Annotated in this window: 25 protein-coding genes; 14 read left to right on the forward strand and 11 right to left on the reverse strand. The window is 70.0% G+C overall.

The window, feature by feature from the left end; translation table 11 throughout:
• Positions 1-22: 22 nt before the first annotated feature.
• The 7 genes from LCI23_RS10310 to LCI23_RS10340 all read right to left on the reverse strand — a co-directional run bounded on the left by LCI23_RS10310 (position 23) and on the right by LCI23_RS10340 (position 8,885).
• Positions 23-1,102, reverse strand: a complete 1,080-nt coding sequence (locus tag LCI23_RS10310; RefSeq protein ID WP_224946372.1) for a flavodoxin family protein — start codon at positions 1,100-1,102, stop codon at positions 23-25.
• Positions 1,103-1,275: 173 nt separating this feature from the next.
• Positions 1,276-2,586, reverse strand: coding sequence for a hypothetical protein (locus LCI23_RS10315; RefSeq protein ID WP_224946373.1), 1,311 nt, complete (start codon positions 2,584-2,586; stop codon positions 1,276-1,278).
• Between the two features lie 164 nt (positions 2,587-2,750).
• Positions 2,751-4,274 carry a beta-N-acetylhexosaminidase gene (gene nagZ / locus LCI23_RS10320; RefSeq protein ID WP_224946374.1) on the reverse strand — a complete coding sequence of 508 codons (1,524 nt, stop codon included), beginning with the start codon at positions 4,272-4,274 and terminating at the stop codon, positions 2,751-2,753.
• A gap of 21 nt (positions 4,275-4,295) precedes the next feature.
• Positions 4,296-5,306, reverse strand: coding sequence for an SIS domain-containing protein (locus LCI23_RS10325; protein WP_224946482.1), 1,011 nt, complete (start codon positions 5,304-5,306; stop codon positions 4,296-4,298).
• Positions 5,307-5,323: 17 nt separating this feature from the next.
• The gene (nagA, locus tag LCI23_RS10330; RefSeq protein WP_224946375.1) at positions 5,324-6,409 is read right to left on the reverse strand and encodes an N-acetylglucosamine-6-phosphate deacetylase; all 1,086 of its coding nucleotides are present in this window, start codon (positions 6,407-6,409) and stop codon (positions 5,324-5,326) included.
• Complete coding sequence (locus LCI23_RS10335) at positions 6,406-7,284, reverse strand: BadF/BadG/BcrA/BcrD ATPase family protein (RefSeq protein WP_224946376.1); 879 nt, start codon at positions 7,282-7,284, stop codon at positions 6,406-6,408. Before LCI23_RS10335 ends, nagA begins: the two co-directional genes overlap by 4 nt.
• A 239-nt stretch (positions 7,285-7,523) precedes the next feature.
• Complete coding sequence (locus tag LCI23_RS10340) at positions 7,524-8,885, reverse strand: GIN domain-containing protein (RefSeq protein ID WP_224946377.1); 1,362 nt, start codon at positions 8,883-8,885, stop codon at positions 7,524-7,526.
• A 244-nt stretch (positions 8,886-9,129) separates the two neighbouring features.
• Here LCI23_RS10340 and LCI23_RS10345 point away from each other — a divergent pair, with 244 nt between their 5' ends.
• From LCI23_RS10345 to LCI23_RS10385, 9 genes are all read left to right on the forward strand, one after another.
• Complete coding sequence (locus tag LCI23_RS10345) at positions 9,130-9,954, forward strand: metal-dependent hydrolase (protein WP_224946378.1); 825 nt, start codon at positions 9,130-9,132, stop codon at positions 9,952-9,954.
• Positions 9,955-10,076: 122 nt separating this feature from the next.
• Complete coding sequence (locus LCI23_RS10350; protein WP_224946379.1) at positions 10,077-10,259, forward strand: hypothetical protein; 183 nt, start codon at positions 10,077-10,079, stop codon at positions 10,257-10,259.
• Positions 10,260-10,265: 6 nt separating this feature from the next.
• Positions 10,266-10,727: a hypothetical protein gene (locus tag LCI23_RS10355; RefSeq protein ID WP_224946380.1), complete on the forward strand. Its 462-nt coding sequence runs from the start codon at positions 10,266-10,268 to the stop codon at positions 10,725-10,727.
• A gap of 21 nt (positions 10,728-10,748) precedes the next feature.
• On the forward strand, positions 10,749-12,362 hold the full coding sequence (locus tag LCI23_RS10360; RefSeq protein WP_224946381.1) for an ExeA family protein: 1,614 nt from the start codon (positions 10,749-10,751) through the stop codon (positions 12,360-12,362).
• Positions 12,363-12,365: 3 nt separating this feature from the next.
• Entirely contained in the window at positions 12,366-13,328 is a 963-nt protein-coding gene (locus LCI23_RS20590) for a general secretion pathway protein GspB (RefSeq protein WP_268824715.1), read from the forward strand.
• Positions 13,315-13,851, forward strand: a complete 537-nt coding sequence (gene mobB, locus LCI23_RS10370) for a molybdopterin-guanine dinucleotide biosynthesis protein B (protein WP_224946382.1) — start codon at positions 13,315-13,317, stop codon at positions 13,849-13,851. The genes LCI23_RS20590 and mobB overlap by 14 nt, the downstream gene beginning before the upstream one ends.
• A gap of 53 nt (positions 13,852-13,904) precedes the next feature.
• Complete coding sequence (locus LCI23_RS10375; protein WP_224946383.1) at positions 13,905-14,102, forward strand: YjfB family protein; 198 nt, start codon at positions 13,905-13,907, stop codon at positions 14,100-14,102.
• Positions 14,103-14,169: 67 nt separating this feature from the next.
• On the forward strand, positions 14,170-14,499 hold the full coding sequence (locus LCI23_RS10380; RefSeq protein WP_224946384.1) for a DUF2282 domain-containing protein: 330 nt from the start codon (positions 14,170-14,172) through the stop codon (positions 14,497-14,499).
• Positions 14,500-14,544: 45 nt separating this feature from the next.
• Positions 14,545-16,185, forward strand: a complete 1,641-nt coding sequence (locus tag LCI23_RS10385) for a DUF692 family multinuclear iron-containing protein (RefSeq protein WP_224946385.1) — start codon at positions 14,545-14,547, stop codon at positions 16,183-16,185.
• On the opposite strand, the gene LCI23_RS10390 is transcribed toward LCI23_RS10385, so the two are convergent.
• From LCI23_RS10390 to fumC, 3 genes are all read right to left on the reverse strand, one after another.
• On the reverse strand, positions 16,182-16,463 hold the full coding sequence (locus LCI23_RS10390; protein WP_224946386.1) for a DUF883 family protein: 282 nt from the start codon (positions 16,461-16,463) through the stop codon (positions 16,182-16,184). The genes LCI23_RS10385 and LCI23_RS10390 overlap by 4 nt on opposite strands.
• Before the next feature lie 131 nt (positions 16,464-16,594).
• Entirely contained in the window at positions 16,595-16,807 is a 213-nt protein-coding gene (locus LCI23_RS10395) for an RNA-binding S4 domain-containing protein (RefSeq protein WP_224946387.1), read from the reverse strand.
• Between the two features lie 16 nt (positions 16,808-16,823).
• On the reverse strand, positions 16,824-18,221 hold the full coding sequence (fumC, locus tag LCI23_RS10400) for a class II fumarate hydratase (RefSeq protein WP_224946388.1): 1,398 nt from the start codon (positions 18,219-18,221) through the stop codon (positions 16,824-16,826).
• 125 nt (positions 18,222-18,346) lie between these two features.
• Here fumC and LCI23_RS10405 point away from each other — a divergent pair, with 125 nt between their 5' ends.
• Positions 18,347-19,402: a FimV family protein gene (locus tag LCI23_RS10405; protein WP_224946389.1), complete on the forward strand. Its 1,056-nt coding sequence runs from the start codon at positions 18,347-18,349 to the stop codon at positions 19,400-19,402.
• A 364-nt stretch (positions 19,403-19,766) separates the two neighbouring features.
• On the opposite strand, the gene LCI23_RS10410 is transcribed toward LCI23_RS10405, so the two are convergent.
• Complete coding sequence (locus tag LCI23_RS10410) at positions 19,767-20,048, reverse strand: flagellar protein FliT (RefSeq protein WP_224946390.1); 282 nt, start codon at positions 20,046-20,048, stop codon at positions 19,767-19,769.
• 332 nt (positions 20,049-20,380) lie between these two features.
• Here LCI23_RS10410 and LCI23_RS10415 point away from each other — a divergent pair, with 332 nt between their 5' ends.
• From LCI23_RS10415 to LCI23_RS10430, 4 genes are all read left to right on the forward strand, one after another.
• A complete protein-coding gene (locus LCI23_RS10415) occupies positions 20,381-23,005 on the forward strand; it encodes a M1 family metallopeptidase (RefSeq protein WP_224946391.1) in 2,625 nt (874 codons plus the stop codon).
• Between the two features lie 49 nt (positions 23,006-23,054).
• Positions 23,055-25,106: a M13 family metallopeptidase gene (locus tag LCI23_RS10420; RefSeq protein ID WP_224946392.1), complete on the forward strand. Its 2,052-nt coding sequence runs from the start codon at positions 23,055-23,057 to the stop codon at positions 25,104-25,106.
• A gap of 84 nt (positions 25,107-25,190) precedes the next feature.
• Positions 25,191-25,808 carry a class I SAM-dependent methyltransferase gene (locus LCI23_RS10425; RefSeq protein WP_224946393.1) on the forward strand — a complete coding sequence of 206 codons (618 nt, stop codon included), beginning with the start codon at positions 25,191-25,193 and terminating at the stop codon, positions 25,806-25,808.
• A gap of 70 nt (positions 25,809-25,878) precedes the next feature.
• Positions 25,879-26,055 (forward strand): CsbD family protein, encoded by a 177-nt coding sequence (locus LCI23_RS10430; RefSeq protein WP_224946394.1) that lies wholly within the window; start codon positions 25,879-25,881, stop codon positions 26,053-26,055.
• The last annotated feature ends 51 nt before the right edge of the window (positions 26,056-26,106 follow it).

Below are 26,106 nucleotides of genomic sequence, written 5' to 3' on the forward strand. Positions count from 1 at the left end.
TTCTACCGCTCCCTTCCGCTTCCTACTTTGGGCGCGGGTTGCGCAGCGGGTGCTCGGCCAGGGCCACCCGCCCGGCGCGGATCTCGCCCACCGCCGCGGCCACTGCGCGCGCCACGTTGCGCACCTCCTCCTGCACCGCCGTGTCGCGGTCGAGCGCCTCGTGGCTGGCGGCGTAGGATTCGTAGTAGCCGATGAAGCGGTCGAGCTGGGCGAAGCTGCCGGCATCGACCAGGCCCATCCACGACAGCCAGTCGGCCAGCGCTCGCCGCGTGCCCTCGATGCCGGCCACGTCGCCATGCACCACCAGCCCGTAGGCGCGTCCCGCCAGGTGCTTCGGATAGTCCCAGCCGTCCAGTTCGAGCGCCTTGGCTTCCTCTACCGTCTTGCCGTGGGTGGAGGTGGGGTCGGGGTTGCCGCCGTCGGCACAGACCAGGCGGTCGATCATCAGCTTGAGCGCGCTGGGCGTCTGGTACCAGTACACGGGCGTGAGGATGATGATGCCGTGCGCGAGGGTCCAGCGCTCGTAGATCTCGTTCATCCAGTCATTCACCTGGCGCTCGGCATGGTTCGGGTAGCAGCTGCACGGCCAGTGGCACAGCGGCATGGCGGTCGAGACGCAGCCCTTGCAGGGGTGGATATGGCGGTCGTAGTCGGAAGTGAGGCGGCTCAGGTCGAGCACGTCGGCCTCGAATCCCTCGGCTTCGAGGACCTCGCGCGCCAGCATGCTCAGGCGCCACGTCTTGGAGATCTCGCCGGGGCAGCTGCCGTCATTGCGCGCCGCGCCGTTGATCAGGAGCACCCGGCTGCGCGTGGCGGGATCCTTCTGCCGCGCCTCGGCCGCCAGCAGGCGGTCGCGCGCCTCCTTCCACTCCACCGAGAGGTCGTAACCTGGGTCGGCGAAGCCCGGCCCCGCTTTCACGGTGCGCGGCGCCTTGCGCCCTTCGTGGTAGGCGTCCCAGGCCACCTGTTCGATCGCGTCCAGTTGCGGCCCCAGGGCCTCGTAGGCCGGATCGAAGAAGGCCTGGCGGAAGCGCAGGTGGAACTCGTCGCGTCCGAGCGGGGCGGGCGCCTGCCCGGTGCGTTTCTCGGGTACCTGTGTCATGCCGTCCTCCTCGCCTGTGCCGTGCGTGCATTATCGGCGTGGCGATGGCGGGCCGATGTACGCCCACGCACATTCGGCTGGCAAAGTCAGGACAATCGCCGGACGCCGCACGGCTGCCGCGGACGAAAAAAAACCGGGCCCGCGGGCCCGGCTGGCGTGGCAATGCCGCGCTCTTACTGGGCAGCGACGGCGCCGCCACCCTGCTGCAGCAGCAGGACCCAGTACTTGGCCAGGTCGGCCGCGCCGCCCTTGCCGTTGATGCCCTGGAAGGTCTGGATCGCTTCGGCCTTCTTGCCGGCGCGAACCTGTGCCATGCCGAGGCGCAGCTTGGCTTCGTCCGGGGCCTTCAGGCCGCCCTTGGCGATACCCTGCTGGATGAAGCCGACGCCCTTGTCGGCCTGGCCCATGGTGGCATAGGCCCAGCCCAGGTTGACCAGGCCGGCGCCGGTCTTGGCCTTGGCCGCGTTGGCTTCGCCCGCGGCGATGGTCTTGACGTCGTCGGCGGCCTGCTTGGTGGCCTTGGCGCGCAGGGCGCTCAGGGCCTTGGCGTCGCTGCCCTTGCCCAGCACGCCGGCATTGAAGCCCGCGTCCAGCACCTGCTTGGCCTCGGCCGGGAAGCCGTCGCGCATCGCGATCTCGGCCAGGTAGGAATAGTGCTCAGGCGGCATTTCCTTCACCGCGGCCATTTCCAGGCGCAGCATGTCGGCGCCGTAGGTCGGCTCGTCGAAACCCGGCTTGCGGGTCACGCCGCGGCTCAGCAGGTCCATCCAGAAGTCGTCGGTCGGATAGTACTGGACCAGGTTCTCGAGGGCGAACAGGTAGGTGTCGCTGTCCTTGGCCTTGTTCGCTTCCTGGCCCAGCAGGCGCAGGTCGTTCTCGGACGGCTTCTGGCCGGCCTGCTTGGCCGCGTTGATGTTGGTCATCAACAAGGTCTTGGCGCCGGCGAAGTTGCCGCTGCTGACCTGGGCACGCGACAGTGCGCTACGCACCTTGTTCGGGTCGCCGCCTTCGTTCTGGAAGCGGGTGTACCACTCGACCGCCTTGGCATAGTTCTTGGCGTTGTAGTTGGCGTCACCCAGGGCCTGGAAGTAATTCAGCTGGTCGCCCTTCTCGAGGCGGCCCGAGGCCAGGATCGCTTCCATGGTCGCAATGGCGGTCGCACTGTTCTCGGTGGCCAGGGCCCACGACAGCTTCATGCGGTTGATCACGTAGTCTTCGTAGGGCGTGCGGTTCTGGATCGCCTCGGCCTGGGTGATGCGGTTCTGCACTTCGCTGTAGTTCTTGGCATCCATCAGGGGCTTGAGGGCGGCCGGATCGAGCAGCTTGAACATTTCGGGACGGACGGTGTCCTTCGCCGCTGCCGGCGCGGCGGCAGCCGGCGCATCGCTCTTCTGCTGTGCGTGGGCGCTGGAAACCAGTGCCGGGGCGGATACGCCGATCGCGGCGAGCATCAGGCAGAGGCGGGCAAGACGGAATTGGGCCATGAATAATCCTTCAATGGAGTCGAAAATAAGGGGAGTGCACTCAGGACATGCATACTCGGAAATATAGTGAGAATGCTATCCCGGCAAAGTGTGCATTGTCCCATAAAACTGCCTTTTTCAGGCCCGGCAATTGTGCCGCAGCCCGGGCCGCGGTGCGCGCACGGTTACATAGCGTTACCGAGTTTCGCCGAGGCAGCATCGAAGCCCGGTACCGGGCAGCGTCCCGGCGCCCCGCCTTCGCCGGCCAGCCAGGCCAGCACCGCTTCCAGGGCCGGCGGCGCGAAGCCGTAGCTCATCAGGGCCGGGGCGGCGAAGTCGAGCGCCTGGTACGGGTTCCACAAGGCCAGGTGCAGGTCCGGGCGCCATGTCGCGCGCGCATGGGGACCGTAGCGCCGGCGCGAGGTCGAGGCCAGGATCGTGAAGCGGCCGTCCTGCGCCAGCGCGTTCCAGTCGAAGCGCTCGGCGTCGGCAAAGGTGACCAGCTCGACCTCGTACAGGCGGCCGAGCAGGGCGGCCAGGGCGGCGGCCGGCACCCCGGCCTCGGACACGCCGTCGCTGACCACGTCGGCGCGCGCCACCAGGCGCACCGCGCTGCCGGGCGCGGGTGGACGCGGCTGGCCGAGCGCGGTGAGGCCCGCCTGCCAGGCGCGCGCCATCAGGGCGCGGTCCTCGGCGTCGCGCGTGTAGGGCGCAGGGCCGGCCGGATGCGCCTGCGCCAGGCGGGACAGGCGCGCCAGGCGCGCATGCACTTCCGCCAGCGGCAGCACACCGGTGCGGATGGCGGCGGCGATCGCGTGCACGGTGTCGCGCTGGCTTTCGCGCGAGCCGATCGCCATCACCATGTCGGCGCCCGCCGCCAGCGCGTTCACTGCCGCTTCGCCGGCGCCGTAGCGGTGCGCGATCGCGTGCATGTCCATGCCGTCGGTGATGATCACGCCTCCATAGCCGAAGCGCTGGCGCAGGATGCCCGTCAGGATCGCGCGCGACATCGTGGCCGGATGCGCCGGGTCGAGCGCGGGATACACGATGTGCGCGGTCATCACCGCGCTGGCCTTCGGCGCGGCGATGCGGAAGGGGGCGAACTCGAAGCGCTCCAGTTCCGCCAGCGGCTTGTCGACGGTGGGCAGGTCGCGGTGCGAATCGACGTGGGTGTCGCCGTGGCCGGGGAAGTGCTTGACGCAGCAGGCCACGCCCTCGCTTTCGCTGCCCTCCATCCAGGCCATCGCGATGCGGGTCGCGGCAGCGGGATCGGCGCCGAAGGAGCGCTCGGCGATCACCGGGTTGTGCGGGTTGTTGTTCAGGTCCAGCACCGGCGCGAAGTTCCAGTTGAAGCCGAGCGCGCGCACGGCCCGCGCCACCGCCGCGCCGACCTCGCGCGCAAAAAGCGGGTCGCCGGCCGCGCCCAGCGCCATCGCGCTCGGCGGCGCCGGCACCCAGGTGGCGCGCACCACGGCGCCGCCTTCCTGGTCGAGGGCCAGCAGCGCTTCCGGACCCATTGCCGCGCGCAGGGCGCCGGTGAAGCGGACCAGCTGGGCCGCATCCGTCATGTTCTGGCGGAACAGGCAGGCGCCGCGCACCCGGTACTGGCGAATGAAGGCCTCGGTATCGGCATCGAGTTCGGTGCCGAACAGGCGCACCATGATCAGTTGCCCGGCGAGGGCGAGGTAGTCGTCGTGCTGCTCTGCCATGTCGCTTCGTCTCGCTTGGTCTCAGTTGGTCTTCGTGACTTTGCTCAGGTGGCGCGGCTGGTCGGGGTCCAGTCCGCGCGCTTCGGACAGGCGCGCCGCCATCATGTAGAAGGCCTGGATCGCGGCGATCGGGTCGAGTTCGGGCAGGGCGGCCACCGGCAGCGTGAGGTCGCGGCTGGCGACGTCTTCGGGGGCGGCCAGCAGCACGCGCGCGCCGCGCCCGCGCATCTCCTCGGCCAGCGCCACCAGGCCGGCCTGGGCCGGGCCGCGGGTGGCGAAGATCAGCAGCGGATAGCCGTCCTCGATCAGCGCCATCGGGCCGTGCTTGATCTCGGCGCCGCTGAAGGCTTCGGCCTGCAGGGCCGAGGTTTCCTTGAATTTCAGGGCCGCTTCCAGCGCCACCGGGAAGCTGATGCCGCGTCCGACCACCATGATGTTGCGGGCCGGGGCCAGCGCCTCGATCGCCGGCGACCAGTCGAGCGTGCTGGCGGCGCGCAGCGTATCGGGCAGGGCCGCGATGCCGTCCTGCAGTTGGCGGTCGTCCTGCCAGTGCGCGACCAGGCGCGCGCCGGCCACCAGGCTGGCGATGAAGCTCTTGGTGGCGGCCACGCTTTTCTCCTGGCCGGCGTGCAGTGGCATGGTCCATTCGGCGGCGCGCGCCAGCGGCGAGGCGGCGTCGTTCACCAGCGCCACAGTGGTGGCGCCGCCGGCGCGGAAGTACTGGATCGGCTCGACCACGTCCGGGCTCTGGCCGGACTGCGAGATCGCTATCGCCAGCGTGTCGCGCGTGACCAGGGGCGACTTGTACAGCGTGACCAGGGACATCGGCAGCGAGGTCACCAGGCGGCCCATGCGCGCCATGATCAGGTAGGCCAGGTAGCTCGAGGCATGGTCGGAGCTGCCGCGCGCCACCGTCACCGCGCTGTGGAAGCTGGCCGCGCGCAGTGCCGCGCCGAGCTGCGCATAGCGTTCGGTATCCTGGGCCAGCTGCCGGGCGACGCAGTCGCCGGCCGACAGGGCTTCCTGGTACATCAGCGAATGCGGGACGCTCACTGCGGTTCTCCTTCGATATGGACAGACTTGATGTTCAGTTCGCGGTCGAGCACCACGAAGTCGGCATGGCAGCCCGGTGCCAGGCGCCCGCGCCGGGTTTCGCCGAGGTAGTCGGCGGCATGGGTGGACACGCGCCGGCTGGCCTCGGCCAGCGGCAGGCCGATGCTCACGAGGTTGCGCAGCGCGCCATCCATGGTGAGCGTGCTGCCGGCCAGGGTGCCGTCCTGCAGGCGCACACCGCCCATGCATTTGTGGACGGTCTGGCGGCCCAGCATGTACTCGCCGTCCGGCATGCCGGCGGCCGCGGTGGAATCGGTGACGCAGAACAGCTTCGGGATGCAGCGCAGCGCGGTCCTGATCGCCCCCGGGTGCACGTGCAGCAGGTCGGGAATGATCTCGGCGTATTCGGCATGGGCCAGCGCCGCGCCCACCATGCCGGGCGCGCGGTGGTGCAGGCCGGGCATCGCATTGAACAGGTGGGTGAAACCGCCGGCGCCGCGCGCCAGCGCCTGCACGCCATCCTCGTAGGAACCATTGGTATGGCCGATCTGGACCCGGATGCCGGCGTCGGCGATGGCGCGCACCAGGTCGAGGTGGCCGTCGATCTCGGGCGCCACCGTGATCAGGCGCAGCGGCGCCATCGCGTGGAAGCGCATCACCTCGTCGAGCGTGGCTTCGCGCGCATACGGCGGCTGGGCGCCCAGCTTGCCCGCATTGATGTACGGGCCTTCCAGGTGCACGCCGAGGATGCGCGCTTCGCCCGGGCCGCGCGCGCGGCAGGCGGCGCCGATCGCGCCCAGGGCGCGTTCGATGTCGTCCACCGGGGCGGTCATGGTGGTGGCCAGCAGCGCGGTGGTGCCGTGCCTGGCGTGCAGCGCGGCGACCACGTGCGGGGCGTCGCCGCCTTCCATCATGTCGCGCCCGGCGCCGCCGTGCACGTGCACGTCGATGAAGCCGGGCAGGATGTAGTCGTCCTGGTTGGCGGCCGGGTCCACTTCATGGCCCTCGACCGCCTCGATGACGGCGCCGTGGCGCAGCATGCCGTGGATCCAGCCGTCCGGGGTGAGAATGTTGCCCTTCATTGTGTCGCTCCTTGCAGGCGTTGGCGGATCATGCGCAGCGCGCCGGCGGCCGAGTCGCCCTCGGGCGGCACGCAGCGCGCCAGGGTGTCGGCGGGCAGCCAGGCGCGCAGGACCTCGCCCAGGCCGCCGCACAGGGCCAGCGGCAGCGTGCCGCCGGGGTCGAGCGCGGCGGCGATGGCGGCCACTTCGCGGCCCGCATGTTCGAGGATGGCGCGCGCCACCGGGTCCGTCCCGCCGTGGGCCACCACGAAGCGCGCCAGGCCGGCGTAGGCGGTCTGGTTGGCGCGTCCTAACCAGACCTGGACCGCGTCGCGCGAACCGCCGCAAAAGGCGATGAGCTCGCGCGCGAAATCGCCGCCTTCGGCGCGGCCGTCGAGCACGTGTTCGATGTGGTTCAGGGCGCGCAGGCCCATCCAGGCGCCGCTGGCCTCGTCGCCGGCCGGAAAGCCCCAGCCGCCGACTTCGACCTTGCCGCCATCGGGCAGCATCGCTTCGCCCACGCTGCCGGTGCCGATCGCGACGATCGCGCCGGGCCGTCCGCCGTGGGCGCCCATCAGGGTGGTGAAACCGTCGGTGTCGAGGGCGAGGGCGGCGTAGCCGGGATCGGCGGCGACGAAGGCGGCCGCCCATTCCCTGTTGTGCACGCCGGCCAGGCCGAGGCCGATGGCGCAGTCGCGCAGCGGCACCTCGGCCATGCCGATGGCGGCGAAGGCGTCGGCAACGACGCCGTTGATGGTGGTCCAGGCGTTGTCGATGCCGCGCGCCAGGGCGGACGGGCCGCCGCTGGCCTGCGCCAGTGCGCTGCCGTCGGCGCGCGCCAGGCGTACGCGGGTGCCGGTGCCGCCGCCATCGACGCCGATGAGATAGTCGCTCATGTTGAAGTGTTCAGCCGGGAAGGTCAGCGCACTATAGGCAGGCGGGCCGATGCTGTCAACAGGTATTTAACTGGTATGCAAACATTCTTTGCAAGGATCCTGCAGGCGGCATGGTTTATTTGCATAAACCATTGATTTTGCAGTTATATTTATTGGTATTGGAACTGGTATTGCAGAGGCGTGAAAACGGAGAGTAGGCCTGCCGGGAAGGGCGCCGCCAGGCGGCGGCGCCCGGGATATTACTGCACCGAGTGGCGGCTGCCGCGGTGGTCCACCACCAGCAGCGCGGCCTGGCCCTCGCGCCGGGCAGCCTTGCGCGGCTCCTCCTGGCCGGTGACCTGCACCTGTGCCTTGCCCGGGCCGGTGACGGCGATGTCGGCCTGTCCCGCCGTCAGGCCGCGGCCGTCGAGGCCGCCGGAGCCGCTCAGGCGCGCCTTGACCAGTGCGACATGGCCCTCGACGCGGGCGGCGCCCGGTCCCGTCATCCTGAGCAGCAGGCGCTTGCCGTCGATGCGCGCATCCAGGCCGCCCGAGCCGTGCAGCTCGGCGTCCAGGGTGTCGGACACGTCGGCCAGTGCGACGCCGCCCGGGCCGCGCGTCTTGAGCATGGCGCGCTGGACCTTCAGGGCGCCGGCTTCCAGGTCGCCGGAACCGCTGATGTCGGCGCTGAGTTCGCCGATACTGCCTTCCAGCGTGGCGCTGCCCGGGCCGCCCAGGCGCACGACCGCGCTGCCGGCCTGCAGGCCGCTGGCGCGCAGGTCGCCGGAGCCGCGTACTTCGGCATCGAACTTCGTGATGGCGCCGTTGACGCAGGCGCTGCCCGGGCCGTTCTGCACGGTGGAGGCTGTTTCCACTGCCAGTGAACAGGCGTCCAGGTCGCCGGAACCGCTGATCGCCGCACGCAGTTCGCGCGCGCTGCCGGACAGCTTCATGCCGCCCGGGCCGCTCATGCGGGCCTGCAGGCGCGCCAGGCGCATGTCGTCGGCCGTCAGGTCGCCGGAACCGCTGAGCGTGGCCTTGAGTTCGTTGCCGACGCCGGCCAGGCGCACGTCGCCCGGTCCGGACATGTGCAGTTCCACGTTGGCCGCCTTCAGGCGCTGCAGGTCGGCATCGCCGCTGCCGCTGGAGCGCAGTGCCAGCTCGCGCACCGCGCCTTCCGCCTGCAAATCGCCGGGGCCGTCCACGCTGAGCGCGACGCGCTCGCCGGCCAGCCGGGTCAGCGCGACGTCGCCGCTGCCCGACATCTTCAGGCTCTTCAGGCTGCCCGCGGTGATGTGGATCGTGACCTTGTCGCGCCGCTTGTTCCAGCTGAAATGAAAGCCGGTGCGCTGTACCGGGCGCACCACCAGGGTGTCGCCCCGCACGAAGGTCTCGACCTCGCCGAGCTGCCTGGCCTCGCCCGACAGCGAGACCGCCTGGCTCCCCTGGGCCTGCACCACCACCTGGTAAGGGCCGGACAGTTCGATGGCGCTGAAGGCGGCCAGCGTGCGCTGCTGCGCGACCGGCGTGGAAGGCGCTTCGGCATGGCTGGCTTGGGCGAAGGCGCCGGCGGCGATGGCAATGGCGGCGGCGAGCAGGGTAGGCTTGAGGACGGTAGGCATGTCGTTGTCGTTGATCAGGGCGTCGGGAGACTGCAAGATAAGACAGGTCATCGCCGACGTCGCAGGTAAACCGACGGAAGCGCAAAAACGGGGAATGAATTGTCATTTACAGGGATGAGACGAGGCAGCATGGACCGGCCGGCCTGCGCTGCGCTGAATATTGCCGTCAGTCAACCAAGCCGGAAAGGGGCGCATGCGCCGCCGGCGCCGGTGCTATATTGCTCGCTCGATCCCGGGAGCCGCCATGTCTTCGCTTACCGTCCGCAAGCTCGACGTCGACCTGTCGGGCGGCTTCGGCCGCCGCTGGCTGGGCGGCGACGCCTACCGCACCCAGTTCTTCAATGCGCTGTCGATGACCTTCCCGATCGGCGAACAGATGTTCATCGACAGCCTGCGCGCGCTGCCGCAGGAGCGGCTCGATCCGGCGCTGCGCGCCGAGGTCAAGGATTTCATCGGCCAGGAAGCGACCCACCGCCACATGCATGTCCAGTACAACGCCGAACTCGAGCGGCAGGGCCTGCGCTTCGCGATCGAAGGGCGCATCGTGCGCCGCGTGCGCCGCATCGCCGCGCTCGGCGTGCGCGACCGGGTGGCGATCACCTGCGCCCTGGAACACTACACGGCGATGCTGGCCGACGGCGTGCTGCGCCACCCCGAGTGGCTCGAAGGCGCCGAGCCGGCCCTGCGCCGCCTGTGGGAATGGCACGCGGTGGAGGAGCTCGAGCACAAGGCGGTGGCCTTCGACGCCTACCGCGCCGCCGGTGGCGGCCACCTGCGTCGCGTGCTGTGGTTCCTGCACGCCAGCCTGGTGTTCTGGTTCGACATCTTCCTGCAGACCGCGCACAACCTGCGGCGCGACGGCGCCCTGTGGCGGCCCGGCACCTGGACCAGCGCCGCGCGCATGTGGTTCGGCCGGCGCGGCCTGGCCTGGCACATGGCGGGGCCGGTGCTGCAGTACTGTTCGCCGCGCTTCCACCCCTGGCGCCACGACAACCGGGGCCTGGTCCGGATGTGGCTGGACCGCAACAGCGCGGCCTGGGAAGCGCTGCGCAGCAGCCCACCCGCCTGAGGCGCCGCGTTTTGCCGTGGAGATCGCGTCCGCCAGCGCCGGGTTGCAGGCTCCTGCCGGGCGGGCGCGTGGCCCGGCGCGCCGCGGGATGTCATAATACGGGTCATGGAAGGAGAGCTACCGTGATTCGCTATATGGGCACCCGTAACAAGGATGGGGCTGCTGTGTATGTCTTCATCGTCAATGGCATGCAGAAGGAAGTGCGCGAACACGCGCTGAAACAGCATCCCGGCTGCTATGAAGCCCTGCCGTCCTCGGTCAAGGCCCAGATCGCGGCCAACCGCGACTGGCTGTCCAGGCTCTAGGCCGCCGTGCGCCGTCTTTGGCTGGCCGCCGTGTGCCTCGCGCTGTGCGCAGTCGTGCCGGCGCGCGCCATGCCCTCGACCTTCAACCAGGTGATCGGCGATGCCCTGCTGTGCCGCAGCCACCTCGACAACCGCTATTTCCACGACTACCTCACCGCCGCCTTCGGCCCCGCCTACAAGCGCGAGGGCGGCGCCTACTGGTTCCGGGTCGAGGCCACGCTGTGGGGTGCGCGGGTGGCGGAAGTCATGGTCAGCGACGACAGCAGCGCGCTGGTGTTCATCGCCGCCGCCACCGGCAGCACCCCGGACGAGCTGCAGGAAAGCATCCGCGCCGCTTCCGGCACCGCCTTCCGGCCGCGCGACGCCTCGCCCTTTCCCGTGCGCGTGTCCAGCCCTGGCAGCACGATTGCTTACGTGAATGACAAAAGCAAGATATATTGCGCGAAGTTCAAGTCGCAGTCCCGCTAGCCAGCGCAACCCTGCCCACGCATGTACAACCATTACTTCGACCTGAAGGGCGCACCGTTCTCGATCGCTCCCGATCCGCGCTACCTGTTCATGAGCGAGCGCCATCGCGAGGCGCTGGCGCACCTGCTGTACGGGATCGGCAGCGGCGGCGGCTTCGTCCTGCTCACCGGCGAGATCGGCGCCGGCAAGACCACGGTATGCCGCTGCTTCATCGAGCAGGTTCCCGCGAACTGCCGGCTGGCGTATATCTTCAACCCGCGCCTGAGCGTGGGCGAACTGCTGCAGAGCGTGTGCGACGAGCTGCATATTCCCGTGCCGCAAGCCACGTCCGGCGCCGGTATCAAGGCCTACGTGGACGCCATCAACGTCCACCTGCTGGAAGCCCATGCCCGGGGCCTGAACAATGTGCTGGTGATCGACGAGGCGCAGAACCTGTCGGCCGAGGTGCTCGAACAGCTGCGCCTCTTGACCAACCTCGAGACCAGCGAGCGCAAGCTGCTGCAGATCATCCTGATCGGCCAGCCCGAGCTGCGCAGCATGCTGGCGCGCCCGGAACTGGAGCAGCTGGCCCAGCGCGTGATCGCGCGCTACCACCTGGGGCCGCTGTCGGAAGCGGAGACCGGCGCCTACGTCGCGCACCGGCTGGCGGTGGCCGGCAGCAGCGGCAGGCCGTTCCCGCCCGCGCTTACGCCCGCGATCCATGCCTGGACCCAGGGGGTACCGCGCCGTATCAACCTGCTGTGCGACCGCGCGCTGCTGGGCGCCTATGTCGAGAACAGCCCGCAGGTCACGCGCCGGATCCTGAACAAGGCCGCGGCCGAGGTGTTCGCGACGGAGGCCCCCGCCGCCCGCCCGCGCCGCCTGCCGCTGGCGGCGGGCGCGCTGCTGGCGCTGGCGGCGCTCAGCGCGGCCGCCTGGCAGGTCATGCCGGGACGCGAAGCGGCGCCGGTCAAGCGGGCTGCGGCCCCGGCTGCCGGCGCGCCGCCCCAGGCTCCGGCTCCGGCAGCGAATGCCGTACGAGGCGCGGCGCCGGCCAGCGTGCCGCCGCTGCAGGCCGACCAGGCCGGCGCCCTGCGCAGCCTGGCCGCCCTGTGGGGCCAGTCCCTGGACGGCGAGGACCCGTGCGCGGCCGCGCTGCGCCAGGACCTGCGCTGCCACCAGGGCCGCGGCGGCCTGTACGAGCTGCGCCTGCTCGACCGCCCGGCCGTGGTGACCCTGCATGAGGGCCCGCGCACGGGCTACGCCGTGCTGTCCGCGCTGGACGGGCAGGGCGTCACCCTGAGCGCCGGCGGACGCCGGGAGCGCATCGGCCTGGCCGACTTCGTGGCCCGCTTCGGCGGCGAGTTCACCACCTTCTGGCGCATGCCGCGCGCGTTTCGCGACGAGCTGGCCGAAGGCGACCGCGGCCCGGATGCCGACTGGCTGGCGGCGCGCCTGGCGCAGCTGGAGGGCGCGCCCGCGCCGCGGCCCGCGGCAGCGCTGGACGGCGTCACCCGTGAACGGCTGCGGCGCTTCCAGGGCGCGCAGGACCTGAAGGCGGACGGCGTGGCCGGTCCGCGCACCTACATGCGCCTGAACCAGCTGTCGGGCGTGCCCGAGCCCCGCCTGCTGGCCCGGGCCGCGACCGGAAACTAAGCCATGTCGTATATCCTCGACGCCCTCAAGAAGGCCCAGGCCGAGCGCCAGCTCGGCGATATCCCGACCATCCACGCGCCGGCGCCCGCGCCGGCGGCCCCGCCGGAGCGCGGGCGCCATGTCCCGCGGCTGGCCCCCGCCGGCCCCGGCGCCGCCTTCGGGGCGCTGGGGGCGGCTTTCCTGCGGCGCCAGCCGGCGCCGGCGGCGGGGCCGGGGGCTGGGCTGCCGGCGCCGGCCGCCCGGGCGGGGCCGCTCGCCGCCGGACCCGCGCCGGCGGCGGTGCCGGTGCCGCCGGCGTCCACAGCGGCCGGCGCGCCAGCCCGGCCGGCGCCGGCGCCGGGGCAGGGTAATGCGCTGCCGGCGCCGGCCGCCACGGCGGTGCCGCTCGCCGCCGCACCCGCGCCTGCGGCCGTTCCCGTACCGGCGCCCGTTGCTGCGCCTGTGCCTGCCTCCGCTGGCACGGCTGTTGCACCGTCCGCGCCGGCCAGCGTCGCCGCCACCCCGGCTCGCGTGGCGGAACCGGCGCCCGCCACGCCGGCGGCGGTGCCGGTGCCGCCGGCGTCCACAGCGGCCATCGCGCCAGCCCGGCCGGCGCCGGCGCCGGTGCCGGTACGCACGCCCGCCACGCCGCAGGAGGCGCCGGCGCGCCTGGCGCAAGCCGCGCCGTCCGAGCCGGCCGCCGCGGTACCGGCCCCGGCCCCGGCGCCCCCGCCTGTGCCCGCGGCGGTGGCCGAGGACAGCGCCGGTCCCCTGCAGTCGCTGCCGGAGGCCGTGCAGCGCGAGATCCCGAAAGTCACCTTCGGCGGCTACATCTACTCGCCGAACCCGGCCGAGCGCCTGCTGCTGGTCGACAAGATGCTGCGCCGCGAAGGCGAGGAGGTCGCCCCGGGCCTGGTGCTGGAGCGCCTGCTGCCGAAGGCGGCGATCCTGAACTACCGCGGCTACCGCTACCGTGTCGGCTACTGAGGCGCCGCGCCGGCTGCTGGGCGTGGTCGGCTGGTCCGGCTGCGGCAAGACCTCGCTGCTGGAATTCCTGGTGGCCGCCCTGGCGCGCGAGGGCCTGCGCGTGAATGTCGTCAAGCACAGCCACCACGATGTCGAACTGGAGCCGCCCCGCAAGGACAGCGCGCGCCTGCGCATGGCGGGAGCGGCCGAGGTGCTGCTCGCCTCGCCCTACCGCGTCGCCATCCTGCGCGAGCTGCGCGGCGCCCCGGAGCCGCCGCTGGCCCAGCACCTGGCGCGGCTGGCGCCGGCCGAGCTGACCCTGGTCGAGGGATACAAGTGGGAGCGCATGCCCAAGCTGGAAGTGTTCCGCCCCGGCCTGGGCCGCCCGGCCCTGTATCCGGACGACCCGGACATCGTCGCCGTGGCCTCCGACGCGCCCGCGCCGGTGGAGCAGGGCGGTCCCGCCTGGCTGGACCTGAACGACCGCCAGGCCGTGCTGGGCTGGCTGCGGGCCTGGATGCAAAAAGAAGCGCGGCAAGCCTAAAGTTCCTGCCGGCGCCGCCGTAAACGGTGGATACGCCTTAATGGGAGAGTGACATGGATGTGTCGAGCATCGCCAAGCTGTCCACCAGCATCGCCGAGACCGGCCAGCGCCAGGAGCTGAGCCTGGCCGTCATGAAGAAGGCCCAGCAGATCCAGGAAGCCACCGCCACCCAGCTGCTCGAGGCCCTGCCGGCGGCGCAGCCGGCGCGCCTGCCCGCGCACCTGGGCAACAAGATCGACACGACCGCCTGAGCCTTCGTCTTGCATCTTTCTCCGGCCTGATAAATACTGGCGCTTTTCACCTGCCAGGAGTACCCGCATGACCCACCGCCACGCCCTGATCGCCGCCGCCCTCGCCAGCGCCTGTGCCCACGCCGCCGCCCAGGATGCGATGGGCGTGCCGAAGGCCGACCAGGAAGCCTGCTATGGCGTAGCCAAGGCCGGGCAGAACGACTGCGGCACCGCCACCCACGGCTGCGCCGGCGCCGCCCGCGTCGACCAGGACCCGAACGAATGGAAGTTCGTGGCCAAGGGTAGCTGCACCAAACTGGGCGGTTCGCTGGAGGCCGGGCGCGCACCCCGCGACGCGGCGGCCCAGGGCAAGGCCGAGGCTGCGGTGGAGGCGTCCAGGCCCGCCGTGCGCAAATAAGCTACGCAGGCCAGGTCAGGCAAACAGCGCCGCACGCGCACGTCGATGTCCGCTCCCCAGGCCGTCCCGCGCGCCGGCATCGGGCTGCGCGCGCCGCACTACCGCGCCTTCCTCGCCAGCCGCCCCGCGGTCGGCTTCATCGAAGTCCATAGCGAAAACTACCTGGCCCGGGCCGGGTGGGACTGGCACGTGCTGGAAACACTGCGCCGCGACTATCCGCTCAGCCTGCACGGGGTCGGGCTCGGCTTGGGGTCGGTGCAGGGGTTTTCCGAGGCCCACCTGGAACGCGTCGCGGCGCTCGCCGCGGCCCTCGATCCGCTGCTCGTCTCCGAACACCTGAGCTGGGGCGCGCTGGCCGGACGCCAGCTCAACGACCTGTTGCCGCTGGCGCTGGACGAAGCCACCCTGGCACTGCTGTGCGAGCGCGTCGACCGCGTCCAGTCGCGCCTGGGCCGGCGCCTGCTGCTGGAAAACGTGTCGGCCTACGTGCGCTGGCGCGGCGACAGCATGGGCGAGACCGCCTTCCTGGCGGAGCTGGCGCGGCGCACCGGCTGCGGCATCCTGCTCGACGTGAACAACCTGTACGTCAACCAGTGCAACCACGGCGAAGACGCGCTGGCGGCCATCGCCGCGCTGGCGCCCGGCAGCGTGGGCGAGATCCACCTGGCCGGCCACCTGGAGACCCCGCTCGGCGTGGTGGACCACCACGGCGCGGCGGTGGCGGCGCCGGTCTGGGCGCTGTACCGCGCCGCGCTGGCGCGCTTCGGACGGGTGCCGGCCCTGGTCGAGTGGGATGCGGAGCTGCCCGCGCTCGAGGTGCTGGTGGCCGAGGCGCGGGCGGCCGATGCGATTGCCCGCGACTATCCTCCGCCTGCCCCCGCGCAGCTGCCAGCGCCCCTATCGCGCGCTGCGCTGGCGCCAGGAGCGGGGGCAGCACAGGAAGACATGCAACAGCGCTTCGGCGCGGCCCTGCTCGATGCGGACCAGGACGCGGCGCTGGCGCCCCTGCTGAAACAGGGCGGCCTGGCGCGCCTGCCCCTGTACCGCGGCAACCTGGTGGCCGGCTGGGAGCGGGCGCTGGCCGCGGCCTATCCGGTGCTGCAACAGCTGGTCGGCGCGCAGGCCATGGCTGGCCTGGCGCGCGCCTACGGCAGGGCCCATCCTTCGCAGGATCCCGACCTGGGCGCCTTCGGCGCGGACTTTCCCGCTTTCCTGGCCGGTGTGGAGGCCGCCGCCCCCTATCCCTACCTGCCGGACGTGGCGCGCCTCGAATGGGCGGTGCACCGTGCCCACCTGGCGCCGGACAGCCCGCCGCTCGGGCTGGATGCGCTGGCCGGCATGGCACCTAGCGCACTGGATGGTGCCCGGATCACCCTGCATCCTTCGGCGGCGCTGCTGGACAGCCCGTGGGCGACCGCGGCGCTGTGGCATGCGCACCAGCCCGGCGGCCCGGGGCTGCCGGCGCGCGTGGACCGTCCCTGCACGGTACTGGTGCTGCGGCGTGGCTGGCAGGTGGAAGTGGAGGAGCTGGATGTGGCCGAGGCGGCCGCCCTGGGCCAGCTGGTACGCGGCGCCAGCTTCGGCGCAGCGCTGGATGCGGCGTCGGCATCGGCGTCCGCGCTCGGCGCCATGCTGGCAGGCTGGTTCGGGCGCGGCCTGGTGGCCGCGATCGCGGCGCAGAACTAGTGGAAGGCGCGCAGGATGCGCTGTTCGCCGGTGCGGTCGCAGTAACGCTCGTTGGCGGCGCGGGTGGCGGCCATCATGCGTTCGAGCTGGGCATCCTCGAAGCGGGCCAGTTCTTCGTTGGCCGCTTCCAGCGCCAGCGCCAGCTTGGCGCGCGCGTTCTGGTACAGGTCGCTGGTGTAGTGGTCGGTGTTCTTCAGCAGCTCTTCCGCGTTCTCGATGACGAGACGCAAGTCACCGATGAGCTGGTCCTGGGAATGGGCGCGGTTCGGGGTTTCCATGCTTCACCTTTGGCCGGTTGAGGTAAGTCGATACGCGAGAACTTAAAATATAAACAAGGAATCCTTGTTCTGTTTGTTAAGACGCAAACATAAGCCCGCGATCCCTGTTCCATTGCCCGGCCCAGGGTGATTTATTGCACCCGCACCCGCAGTTCGCCCACGCTCACGGTCTGGCCGCTGCGGATCTTGGCGGTCTTGCGCAGCTCCTGCCGGCCATCGACCGACACGGCGCCGCTGGCGACCATGTTCTTGCCGGCGCCACCGCTGTCCACCAGGCCCACCAGCTTCAGCAGCTGGTTGAGCTCGACGAACTCGGCGGTCAAATCGAACACGATTGTTTGCATATTTTTTCTCAGGAAATTAATCAACGGAATCTGGCCGGGTCATGTCGATCGGAACGATCCACCCGTCGAACTGCTGCTCGGTGACGAAGCCCGACTGCAGCGCGGCCTGGCGCAGGGTCAGGCCTTCGTGCGACGCCGTCTTGGCGATCTGCGCGGCGCGATCATACCCGATGTGCGGGGCCAGTGCGGTTACCAGCATCAGCGATTTCTCCATCAGCTCGGCAATGCGCGCATGGTTCGGCTCGATGCCCTGGGCGCAGTGCCGGTCGAAGGAGCGCATACCGTCCGCCAGCAGGCGCGCGCTTTGCAGGAAGTTATGCGCGATCATGGGCTTGAACACGTTCAGCTCGAAGTTGCCCTGCGAGCCGCCGACCGTGATTGCAACATCGTTGCCGAATACCTGGCAGCACAGCATCGTCAGCGCCTCGCACTGGGTCGGGTTGACCTTGCCCGGCATGATCGAGCTGCCCGGCTCGTTCTCCGGGATCGTGATCTCGCCCAGGCCCGAGCGCGGCCCCGAGGCCATCCAGCGCACGTCGTTGGCGATCTTCATGAGGGCGGTGGCCAGGGTCTTCATGGCGCCGTGGGCGGCCACCATGGCGTCGTGCCCGGCCAGGGCCATGAACTTGTTCGGCGCGCTCTTGAACGACAGGCCGGTGCGCGAGGCCAGCTCGGCGGCGATGCGCGGGGCGAAATCCGGGTGCGCGTTCAGGCCGGTGCCGACGGCAGTGCCGCCGGCGGCCAGGGCCAGCAGGCCGGGCAGGGTGGCGCGGAGCGCGCTTTCCGCGAACTCCAGCTGCGCCACGTAGCCCGAGAATTCCTGGCCCAGGGTCAGCGGGGTGGCGTCCTGCAGGTGGGTGCGGCCGATCTTGACGATCGATTCGAAATCACGCGACTTGCGCAGCAGCGTCGCGCGCAGCTGGCCCAGGGCCGGCAGCAGGTCCTGGGCCACGGCGCAGGCGGCCGCCACGTGCATCGCGGTGGGGAAGATGTCGTTCGACGATTGCCCCATGTTGACGTGGTCGTTTGGATGCAGCAGGCGCTGCTCGCCGCGCTCGCCTTTCAAGAGCTCGGAACCGCGATTGGCCAGCACCTCGTTCATGTTCATGTTGCTTTGCGTGCCGGAGCCGGTCTGCCACACGGCGAGCGGGAATTCCTCGGGGTGGTGGCCTTCGAGCACCTCGTCGGCGGCGCGGATGATGGCCGCGGCCTTGTCTCCAGGCAGCTTGCCGAGCGAGCGGTTGACGGCCGCCGCGGCGCGCTTGACCTGGGCCAGCGCGGCCACCAGTTCCGGCGCCATGCGCTCGGTCGAGATGTGGAAGTGGTGCAGCGAACGCTGGGTCTGGGCGCCCCACAGCCGGGCTGCCGGCACCTCGATCGGGCCGAAACTGTCTTTTTCAATCCTGTTTTCCATGGCGTGTCCTGTCGAATGGGCGGGATGGTGTAGCGCGTGGCTAAAGAGTTTAGCCGATTGTCCGTTAATGACGTTCAGGCTTCATTTTCCACTTCCCTATGGCGCGCCGGCTTACCCTGTTATCGATGCTTTCCCTGGCGTGCGCGCTGCCGATCGCTGCCGCCCATGCGGCCGAGCTCGGCGAGCCGCGGCTCGCGTCCTTCCTCGGCCAGCCGCTGGTGGCCGACATCGAACTCACCCTGCTGGAAGACCCGGCCATGCCGGTGCAGGTGCGCCTGGCGCACCCGGAGGTCTACCGCGGCGCCGGCCTCGGCATGCCGCCGGTGCTGTCGACGCTGCGGATGTCGGTGATGCGGCGCGACGGCCGCCAGTTCCTGCACATCACCTCGTTCGCGCCGGTGGAGCTGGAGCGGCTGCACCTGTTCCTGGAACTGGCCGACGGCGCGCAGCGCACCGTGCGCCTGGCAACGCTGTCGCTGGCGCCCGACCCGCATCCGGCGCCGCCTGTGCAGCCCGTGCGGCCAGCCGCGCCCCCGGTGGCGGCGCAGGATCCGGTCCCGGCCCTGGCGCCTCCCATGCCGGCTCCGAAGCCCGCGCCAGCCGTGGCCCGGCAGCGGCCCCGGCCGACCGATCTGGCCACACAGCCTGCACCGTCTGTACCGCCCGCAGCGCGGCGCGTGGCGCCCGCATCCCGGCCGCCATCGGACACGCCGCTGCTGGCGTCCGAGCGCGTGACCGCGCCCGCGCCGGCACCCGCGGCGGGAGCCTGTGCCGCACAGGTGCAGCAGCCGGTCGACAGCTGCGTCGTGCTGGGCGCCAAGAATACCCTCTTGCGCGAACAGCTGGTCCAGCTGGAAGACAAGGTCAAGCTGTTGCAGGTGGCCGCGGGCGCCGCAACGTCCGAGACGCCGCGCGCACCCCGGAAAAAGCGCAAGCAGCCGGAACCGCCGCCGGCGGAAACCACCTGGCTGCCGCTGGCCGGCGCCGGTGCCGCCGTGCTGGCGCTGCTGGGCGGCCTGGTCTTCATCGTGCGCCGCCGCAAGGCCGGGGCGCGCGCCGCCGAACCCCGTGTCGGCCTGGGGGCGCGCCTGCGCGCCCGACTCGACCGCAAGTCCGCGCCGCCGGCCGCGGTCGAGCCGACCCTGGAGCAGGGTGCGCACGAGTCGTCTACACAAGTCTGATTTTTACGTTATACTCATTTCATGGTCGCGAGATCATGAACGGCACAGAGGCCTGGCGCAGCCACCACCGATAGCGTGGCGCGGAAAGCGGGCGGACGTTGAGGAAACGCCTGTGTCCGGAAGCGGTTCGCCTGCCAACTGCGGCAGCGAACGCCGGATGCAACCGGCACGAGGCGACGCCAGGAGATACCTGGTGCTCGCTCTCCCCGATTCCGTGCAGGGGCCACTGGCCCGTGCATCAGCAAGAAAGCGCCTGCGGGCGCTTTTTGCTTTTTGGCACCGGTCGACGCTACCAAACAAAAAAGGCGCCATGGGCGCCTTTGCAGGGGAGGGGGCGCGCCGCAGCGGCGCCTGGTCCGTTCGCTCAGTGCGCGCACATGGCACGGTCCAGCTGGCCCATCCACGGTTCGGTCACGTCGCGGATCGCGCGGTCGTTGGCCATCAGCTGCTTGAGCAGGTCGATCTTGCGCAGGCGCTTGGCGCCATCCAGCGCCGGCACGCCGCCGAGCGCCGCGCCCGCCGCTACGCTTGCCTGTGCGTTGAGCTTGTCGAAACCACGCCAGTCGCCCGCCTCGGCGGCGCCCTTCATCTGGCCGCTCAGGCCTGCCAGGTTTTCGTACATCGAGAGGACGTCGTTCGCGGTCATGTCTGCACCATTCTGCCTGCCTGGCCGGATTGCCGGGCATCTAAAGGCTTTTACGGATGGGCTTTCAGGAACTTTAGGGTGTTTTCAAAAAATATTTCAAATTTCTTTCTTGCCCTGTTGATCTTGCCAAAATTGCATGTTCAACCCGCCATGCATGCTGCAGAATGCTCCGCCATTCCCCGGATTTGGCAGTCTGGCCCTGATTTTTGCAGTCTGTCGCATTCCGGGCGCAGCCGCCATCCGGCTTTTCTACAGTGCCCGCTGGGTCTTTGCGCCGTGGCGCGCGGGATCCGCCAATAAAAATAGATGAGAGAGAGATTGTTATGAGAGACATGCCTGTCGCCCTGGCCCTGGCCGCCGCCACTGCGCTCGCATTCGCCGCGGGCGCGCCTGCCGCCCATGCCGAAGCACCGTTTTCGTTTGCGGCCACGCCGGGCAAGCTGCCCAAGGACGTGGTGCCGCTGCAGTACACCGCCCATGTCGTTCCCGATGTCTCCGGCAACAGTTTCCGCGGCACCCAGACGGTCGAGATCGAGGTCCTGAAGCCGACCTCGACCATCATGCTGAATGCCGACAATCTGCAGATCGACGCGGCCAGCCTGGCCGGCAGGGACATCGGCAAGCTGAACCTTGTCCCCATCCTCGACCAGCAACAGCAGACCCTGCGCTTCGCCCTGGCACGGCCGCTGGCGCCGGGCAAGTATGAGCTGGCGCTGGCCTTCCGCGGCCAGATCAACCGCGAGGGGCGCGGTCTGTTCTATGTCAACTACAAGGCGGGCGGCGCCGACAAGAAACTGATCGCAACCACCATGGCGCCCACCGACGCGCGCCGCATGCTGCCCACCTGGGACGAGCCCGCCTTCCGCGCGCGCTTCCGCCTGAGCGTCGACCTGCCGGGCCATTTCAAGGCCTATTCCACCACCCCGATCGAGAAGCGCGAGGAGCTTGCCGGCGGCATGCAGCGCGTCACGTTCGGCAACACGCCGAAGATGCCGAGCTACCTGGTGGTGCTGGTGGCGGGCGAGCTGGAGCGCCTGGCAAGCCGCCAGGACGGCGTCGACATCGGCATCGTCACCACCGAGGGCAAGCTGGGCTCGGCCACCTTCCCGCTGGCCGCTACCCGCGACCTGCTGCGCTACTACAACCATTACTTCGGCGTTCCCTATCCGCTGCCAAAGCTGGACCAGATCGCGATCCCGGGCGGTTTCAACGGCGCCATGGAAAACTGGGGCGCGGTGGTCTACAACGAGCCCACCCTGCTGTACGACCCGAAGAAAAGCCCGGAGCGGGTCAAGAAGCAGACCTTCAATATCAATGCCCATGAAGTGGCGCACCAGTGGTTCGGCAACCTGGTCACCATGGCCTGGTGGGACAACCTGTGGCTGAACGAAGGCTTCGCCTCCTGGATGGCGGCCAAGGCCACCAACCACTTCCACCCGGAATGGCGCCCCTACCTGGACGCCATGGCCGAGCGCGAATACGTGATGAACCTGGACGCGCGCAAGACCACCCACCCGATCCAGACCCCGATCGAGACCGAGGAGCAGGCCGCCGCCGCGTTCGATGCGATCACCTACCTGAAGGGCCAGGCCTTCCTGCGCATGCTCGAGGCCTACCTGGGCGAGGATGCATTCCGCAAGGGCATGCGCGCCTACATGGCGAAGCACCAGTATTCGAACACCACCTCCGCCGACCTGTGGGCGGCACTCGAAAAGGCGTCCGGCAAGCCGGTCGAGAAGCTGGCATCCGACTGGACCCTGCAGCCCGGCTTCCCGCTGGTGAAGGTCGAAGCCGTGTGCGAGAACGGCAGGCGCAAGGTCACGCTGGCGCAGGAACAGTACCGCCTGGACGAGCCGGCGCAGCAGCAGCGCCTGTGGAACGTACCGCTGCAGGTGGGTACCGTCAACGGCAAGGCCTGGACGACGCTGCTGTCCGGCCCCACCGGCACGCTGACCCAGGGCAGCTGCGAGGGCGCGCTGGTGGTCGATCCGCACAGCGTCGGCTACTTCCGCGTGCAGTACGATCCGGCCAGCTTCCGTGCCCTGGCCGAACAGGCGCCGCGCCTGCCGGACAGTACCCGCCTGAAGCTGCTGTCCGACACCTGGAGCTTCGCGTCCAACGGACGCATGGAACTGGGCGCCTACCTCGACCTGGTGCGCAAGTACGGCGACGAGCCGCGCGTGGCCGTGTGGGACGCGATCCTGGCCAACCTGCGCACCCTCGACGGGCTGGCCCGGGGCGAGCCGGAACAGGCATTGATCCGGCGCTTCCTGGTCGGTTTCGCGCGCCCGAAGCTCGAGCGCCTCGGCTGGGACGAGAAGCCGGGCGAGACCGCCGACGACAGCCAGCTGCGCGCCATGCTGGCCACCGCGCTGGCGCGCGCCGGCGACCCGGAGGCGATCGCGCAGGGACGCTCCCGCTTCGCGCGTTACCTGCAGGACCCGTCCTCGGTGCCGCCGAGCCTGATCGATTTCGTCACCAGCACCGCCGGCCGCTATGCCAACGCCGCCACCTACGAGGCGCTTGCCGCGCGCGCCGCGGGCGCGCCCACCAGCGAGGAACGCAACCGCTTCAGCCGTGCCCTTGCCAGCGCCCAGGATCCGCAACTGGCCGCGCGCACGCTGCAGTCGCTGCTCTCGCCCCAGACCCCGCCCGACCTGCTGCCCTACCTGCTGGGCGGCGTGGCCAGCGAACACCTGGACCAGACCTGGCGCTTCGCCACCGCCAACCGCGAAGCGCTCCTGGCGAACATGGAAGCGCTGGGACGCCACAGCCTGTTCGCCGGCATCGTCGGCGCGTCGGCCGATCCGGCCCATGCCGGGATGATGGAAGCCTATATGCGCACGCACTTCGGCGCCGACGGTGCGCTCGAAGGAGAACGCGTCGGCAATGGCGTACGCATCCGCGCCGACCAGAAGGCGCGCCTGCTGCCCCAGGTGCGCGCCGCCCTCCAGTGAGCGGGCGGGAAACACAGGACACAGAACCACTGACAACAGAAGGGACACCATGAATACCAGTTGGACTCCGATCAAGATCGCCATCACCCTCGCCCTGTGCGGCGCGGCCGCCGTCTCCCCGGTCCAGGCCGCGGGGCAGGCCGCTGCGGCCAGGCCGGCGGCCGCCAAACCGGCAGCGGCGCTGCCGGGCGACGACTTCTATGCCTACGTCAACGGCGAGTGGATGGCCGGCACCGAGATCCCGGCCGACCGCGGCTCCTGGGGCGCGATGGGCGCGCTGGCCGAGGACAACAACGGCCGCATCGTCAAGCTGATCGAGGAAGCGGCCGCCAGCAAGTCGGCCAGCGCCGAAGCGCGCAAGGTGGCCGATTTCTACAGCGCCTACATGAACGAGGCGGCGATCGAAGCGGCCGGCCTGTCCCCGCTCAAGCCGCGCCTGGACAAAATCGCCGCGATCAAGGACCGTAGCAGCCTGGCGCGCGTGCTGGGCGAATTCCTGCGCGCCGACGTCGACCCGCTGAACGCCACCGACTTCGAGACGCCGAACCTGTTCGGCGTGTGGATCAACCAGGGACTGAGCGAACCGGGACGCAACCTGCCTTATCTGCTGCAGGGTGGCCTGGGCCTGCCGGACCGCGCCTACTACCTCGACGACAGCCCGAAGATGGCCGAGCTGCGCGGCAAGTACCAGCAGTACATCGGCGCGATGCTGAAGCTGGCCGGCTACGACAACGTGGACGCGCGCGCGGCGAAGATCTTCGCGCTGGAATCGGCACTGGCGCAAAGCCACGCCAGCCGCGAAGAGTCGAGCGACATCCTGAAGGCCAACAACGTCTGGGCCAGGAAGGACTTCGCGGCCAAGGCCCCCGGCATAGACTGGAACGCCTTCCTGCAGGGCGCGCGCCTGGACCGCCAGGACCGCTTCATCGCCTACCACCCGGGCGCGCTCAAGGGGGCGGCCGCGCAGGTGGCTGCCACCGACCTGGCCACCTGGAAGGACTACCTGGCCTTCCACAGCCTGAACCAGTTCTCCAGCACGCTGCCGAAAGCCTATGCCGACCTGCGCTTCGAGTTCTACGGCAAGGGCCTGACCGGCTCGCCGCAGCAGTCGGCGCGCTGGAAGCGGGCGCTGGCCGCCACCAACGGTGCGATGGACGAAGCGGTCGGCAAACTGTACGTGGCCAGGTACTTCCCGGCCGAGAACAAGGCGCAGATCCAGAAGATGGTCGCCAACATCAAGCAGGCCTTCGAGCGCCGCATCGACAAGCTGGACTGGATGGCGCCTTCGACCCGCGCCCAGGCCAGGGAAAAGGTGCGCACCATGTACGTGGGCGTGGGCTATCCGGACGCATGGAAATCCTATGCCGGCCTGCAGGTCTCGCCGACCGACGCGCTGGGCAACGTGATGCGCGCCCAGGCGTTCTACTATGCCCAGCAGCTCGCCAAGCTCAAGCAGAAACCGAAGAAGACCGACTGGGCCATGCCGCCGCAGCTGGTGAACGCGGTCAACCTGCCGCTGCAGAACGCGCTGAACTTCCCGGCCGCGATCCTGCAGCCGCCGTTCTATGATCCGAAGGCGTCCGACGCGCACAACTACGGCGCGATCGGCTCGGTGATCGGCCACGAGATCAGCCACAGCTTCGACGACCTGGGCGCCCAGTTCGACGCCCAGGGCCGCCTGCGCGACTGGTGGACGAAGGAAGACCTGGCCCACTTCAAGACCGCGTCGCACAAGCTGGTGGAGCAGTACAACGCCTACAAGCCCTTCGACGACCTGGCCATCAACGGCCAGCTGACGCTGAGCGAGAACCTGTCCGACCTGGCCGGCCTGGCCGCGGCCTACGACGCCTTCAAGGCGGCGCCGAGCGGCAAGGCGGGCGGGGGGGAGGGCGACCGCGCCTTCTTCACCGGCTACGGCCAGGCCTGGCGCACCAAGATGCGCGAAGCCTCGCTGCGCCGCACCGTGCTGACCGACGGTCACGCGCCGGGCCAGTACCGCACTTACACCGTGCGTAACCTGGACGCCTGGTACGATGCCTTCGACGTCAAGCCGGGGCAGAAGCTGTACCTGGCGCCGGAGCAGCGCGTGCGCGTCTGGTAAGCCGGCGCACTGCACGACCTGCGCCGGTGCGCAGGTCGTGCGGTGTGCGCTGCCCGGCGCCGCCGTCTCGGCGATAATACGGGCATGGACCTGCACGACATCACCCACCGCACCCTGGCCCACTACGACCAGACCGCCGACGCCTTCTTCGCCGGCACCATCGACCACGACGTCAGCCAGAACATCGATGCGCTGCTGCAAGCGATCGAGTCGGCTGCGCCGTACACGATCCTCGACCTCGGCTGTGGTCCCGGGCGCGACCTCAAGGCGTTCACCGAGCGCGGCCACCAGGCCATCGGTGTCGACGGCAGCAGCCGTTTCGTCGAGATGGCGAGGCAGTACAGCGGCTGCGAAGTCTGGCACCAGGATTTCCTGGAGCTCGACTTGCCGGCGGCCCGCTTCGACGGCGTTTTTGCCAACGCCTCGCTGTTCCACGTGCCGGCGGCCGCCTTGCCAGACGTGCTGGCACGGCTGTACGGCACGCTGAAACCGGGCGGGGCGCTGTTCAGCTCGAATCCGCGTGGAGACAACCGCGAAGGCTGGAATGGCCCGCGCTATGGCAGCTACCACGACTACGCTGCCTGGGAACGCTACCTCACCAGCGCTGGCTTTGCTCCACTGCATCATTACTACCGCCCGGCCGGCTTGCCGCGCGACCAGCAGCCCTGGCTCGCGAGCGTCTGGCGCAAGCCTGTGCGTTAATTGGCGAACAGAGTGGGAGGGGTTTGAAGCCTATGGTGGGGTTTCGATCCACCAACCAGGAGGGTGCTCCATGAACAAGGACCAGATCAAAGGCAAGGCCAAGGATGTCGGCGGCAAGATCCAGGAAAAGGTCGGCGAAGCCGTCGGCAACCGCCAGGCCCAGCGCGAAGGCGTGTCCAACCAGGCCGAAGGCAAGGTGCAGGAAAAGGTCGGTGACGCGAAAGACATCGTCAAGGGCAACCGCTAGTCCTGCCTTCCTGCCTGTCAGGCACAAGGCCGCGCAGTGCGCGGCCTTGTG

The sequence above is a fragment of the Massilia sp. MS-15 genome, from assembly GCF_020176695.1.
Lineage (GTDB): Bacteria > Pseudomonadota > Gammaproteobacteria > Burkholderiales > Burkholderiaceae_D > Telluria > Telluria hydrophila.

Bases quoted from the DNA above. Each gene is read 5' to 3' on its own strand.
- LCI23_RS10425 (WP_224946393.1), top strand. From the start codon at position 25,191: ATGGACCTGCACGACATCACCCACCGCACCCTGGCCCACTACGACCAG.
- LCI23_RS10390 (WP_224946386.1), bottom strand. From the start codon at position 16,463: ATGGAAACCCCGAACCGCGCCCATTCCCAGGACCAGCTCATCGGTGAC.
- LCI23_RS10380 (WP_224946384.1), top strand. From the start codon at position 14,170: ATGACCCACCGCCACGCCCTGATCGCCGCCGCCCTCGCCAGCGCCTGT.
- LCI23_RS10340 (WP_224946377.1), bottom strand. From the start codon at position 8,885: ATGCCTACCGTCCTCAAGCCTACCCTGCTCGCCGCCGCCATTGCCATC.
- nagA (WP_224946375.1), bottom strand. From the start codon at position 6,409: ATGAAGGGCAACATTCTCACCCCGGACGGCTGGATCCACGGCATGCTG.
- LCI23_RS10345 (WP_224946378.1), top strand. From the start codon at position 9,130: ATGTCTTCGCTTACCGTCCGCAAGCTCGACGTCGACCTGTCGGGCGGC.
- LCI23_RS20590 (WP_268824715.1), top strand. From the start codon at position 12,366: ATGTCGTATATCCTCGACGCCCTCAAGAAGGCCCAGGCCGAGCGCCAG.
- nagZ (WP_224946374.1), bottom strand. From the start codon at position 4,274: ATGGCAGAGCAGCACGACGACTACCTCGCCCTCGCCGGGCAACTGATC.
- fumC (WP_224946388.1), bottom strand. From the start codon at position 18,221: ATGGAAAACAGGATTGAAAAAGACAGTTTCGGCCCGATCGAGGTGCCG.
- LCI23_RS10315 (WP_224946373.1), bottom strand. From the start codon at position 2,586: ATGGCCCAATTCCGTCTTGCCCGCCTCTGCCTGATGCTCGCCGCGATC.
- LCI23_RS10310 (WP_224946372.1), bottom strand. From the start codon at position 1,102: ATGACACAGGTACCCGAGAAACGCACCGGGCAGGCGCCCGCCCCGCTC.
- LCI23_RS10335 (WP_224946376.1), bottom strand. From the start codon at position 7,284: ATGAGCGACTATCTCATCGGCGTCGATGGCGGCGGCACCGGCACCCGC.
- LCI23_RS10375 (WP_224946383.1), top strand. From the start codon at position 13,905: ATGGATGTGTCGAGCATCGCCAAGCTGTCCACCAGCATCGCCGAGACC.
- LCI23_RS10360 (WP_224946381.1), top strand. From the start codon at position 10,749: ATGTACAACCATTACTTCGACCTGAAGGGCGCACCGTTCTCGATCGCT.
- LCI23_RS10430 (WP_224946394.1), top strand. From the start codon at position 25,879: ATGAACAAGGACCAGATCAAAGGCAAGGCCAAGGATGTCGGCGGCAAG.
- LCI23_RS10410 (WP_224946390.1), bottom strand. From the start codon at position 20,048: ATGACCGCGAACGACGTCCTCTCGATGTACGAAAACCTGGCAGGCCTG.
- LCI23_RS10420 (WP_224946392.1), top strand. From the start codon at position 23,055: ATGAATACCAGTTGGACTCCGATCAAGATCGCCATCACCCTCGCCCTG.
- LCI23_RS10415 (WP_224946391.1), top strand. From the start codon at position 20,381: ATGCCTGTCGCCCTGGCCCTGGCCGCCGCCACTGCGCTCGCATTCGCC.
- LCI23_RS10395 (WP_224946387.1), bottom strand. From the start codon at position 16,807: ATGCAAACAATCGTGTTCGATTTGACCGCCGAGTTCGTCGAGCTCAAC.
- LCI23_RS10405 (WP_224946389.1), top strand. From the start codon at position 18,347: ATGCTTTCCCTGGCGTGCGCGCTGCCGATCGCTGCCGCCCATGCGGCC.
- LCI23_RS10325 (WP_224946482.1), bottom strand. From the start codon at position 5,306: ATGTACCAGGAAGCCCTGTCGGCCGGCGACTGCGTCGCCCGGCAGCTG.
- LCI23_RS10385 (WP_224946385.1), top strand. From the start codon at position 14,545: ATGTCCGCTCCCCAGGCCGTCCCGCGCGCCGGCATCGGGCTGCGCGCG.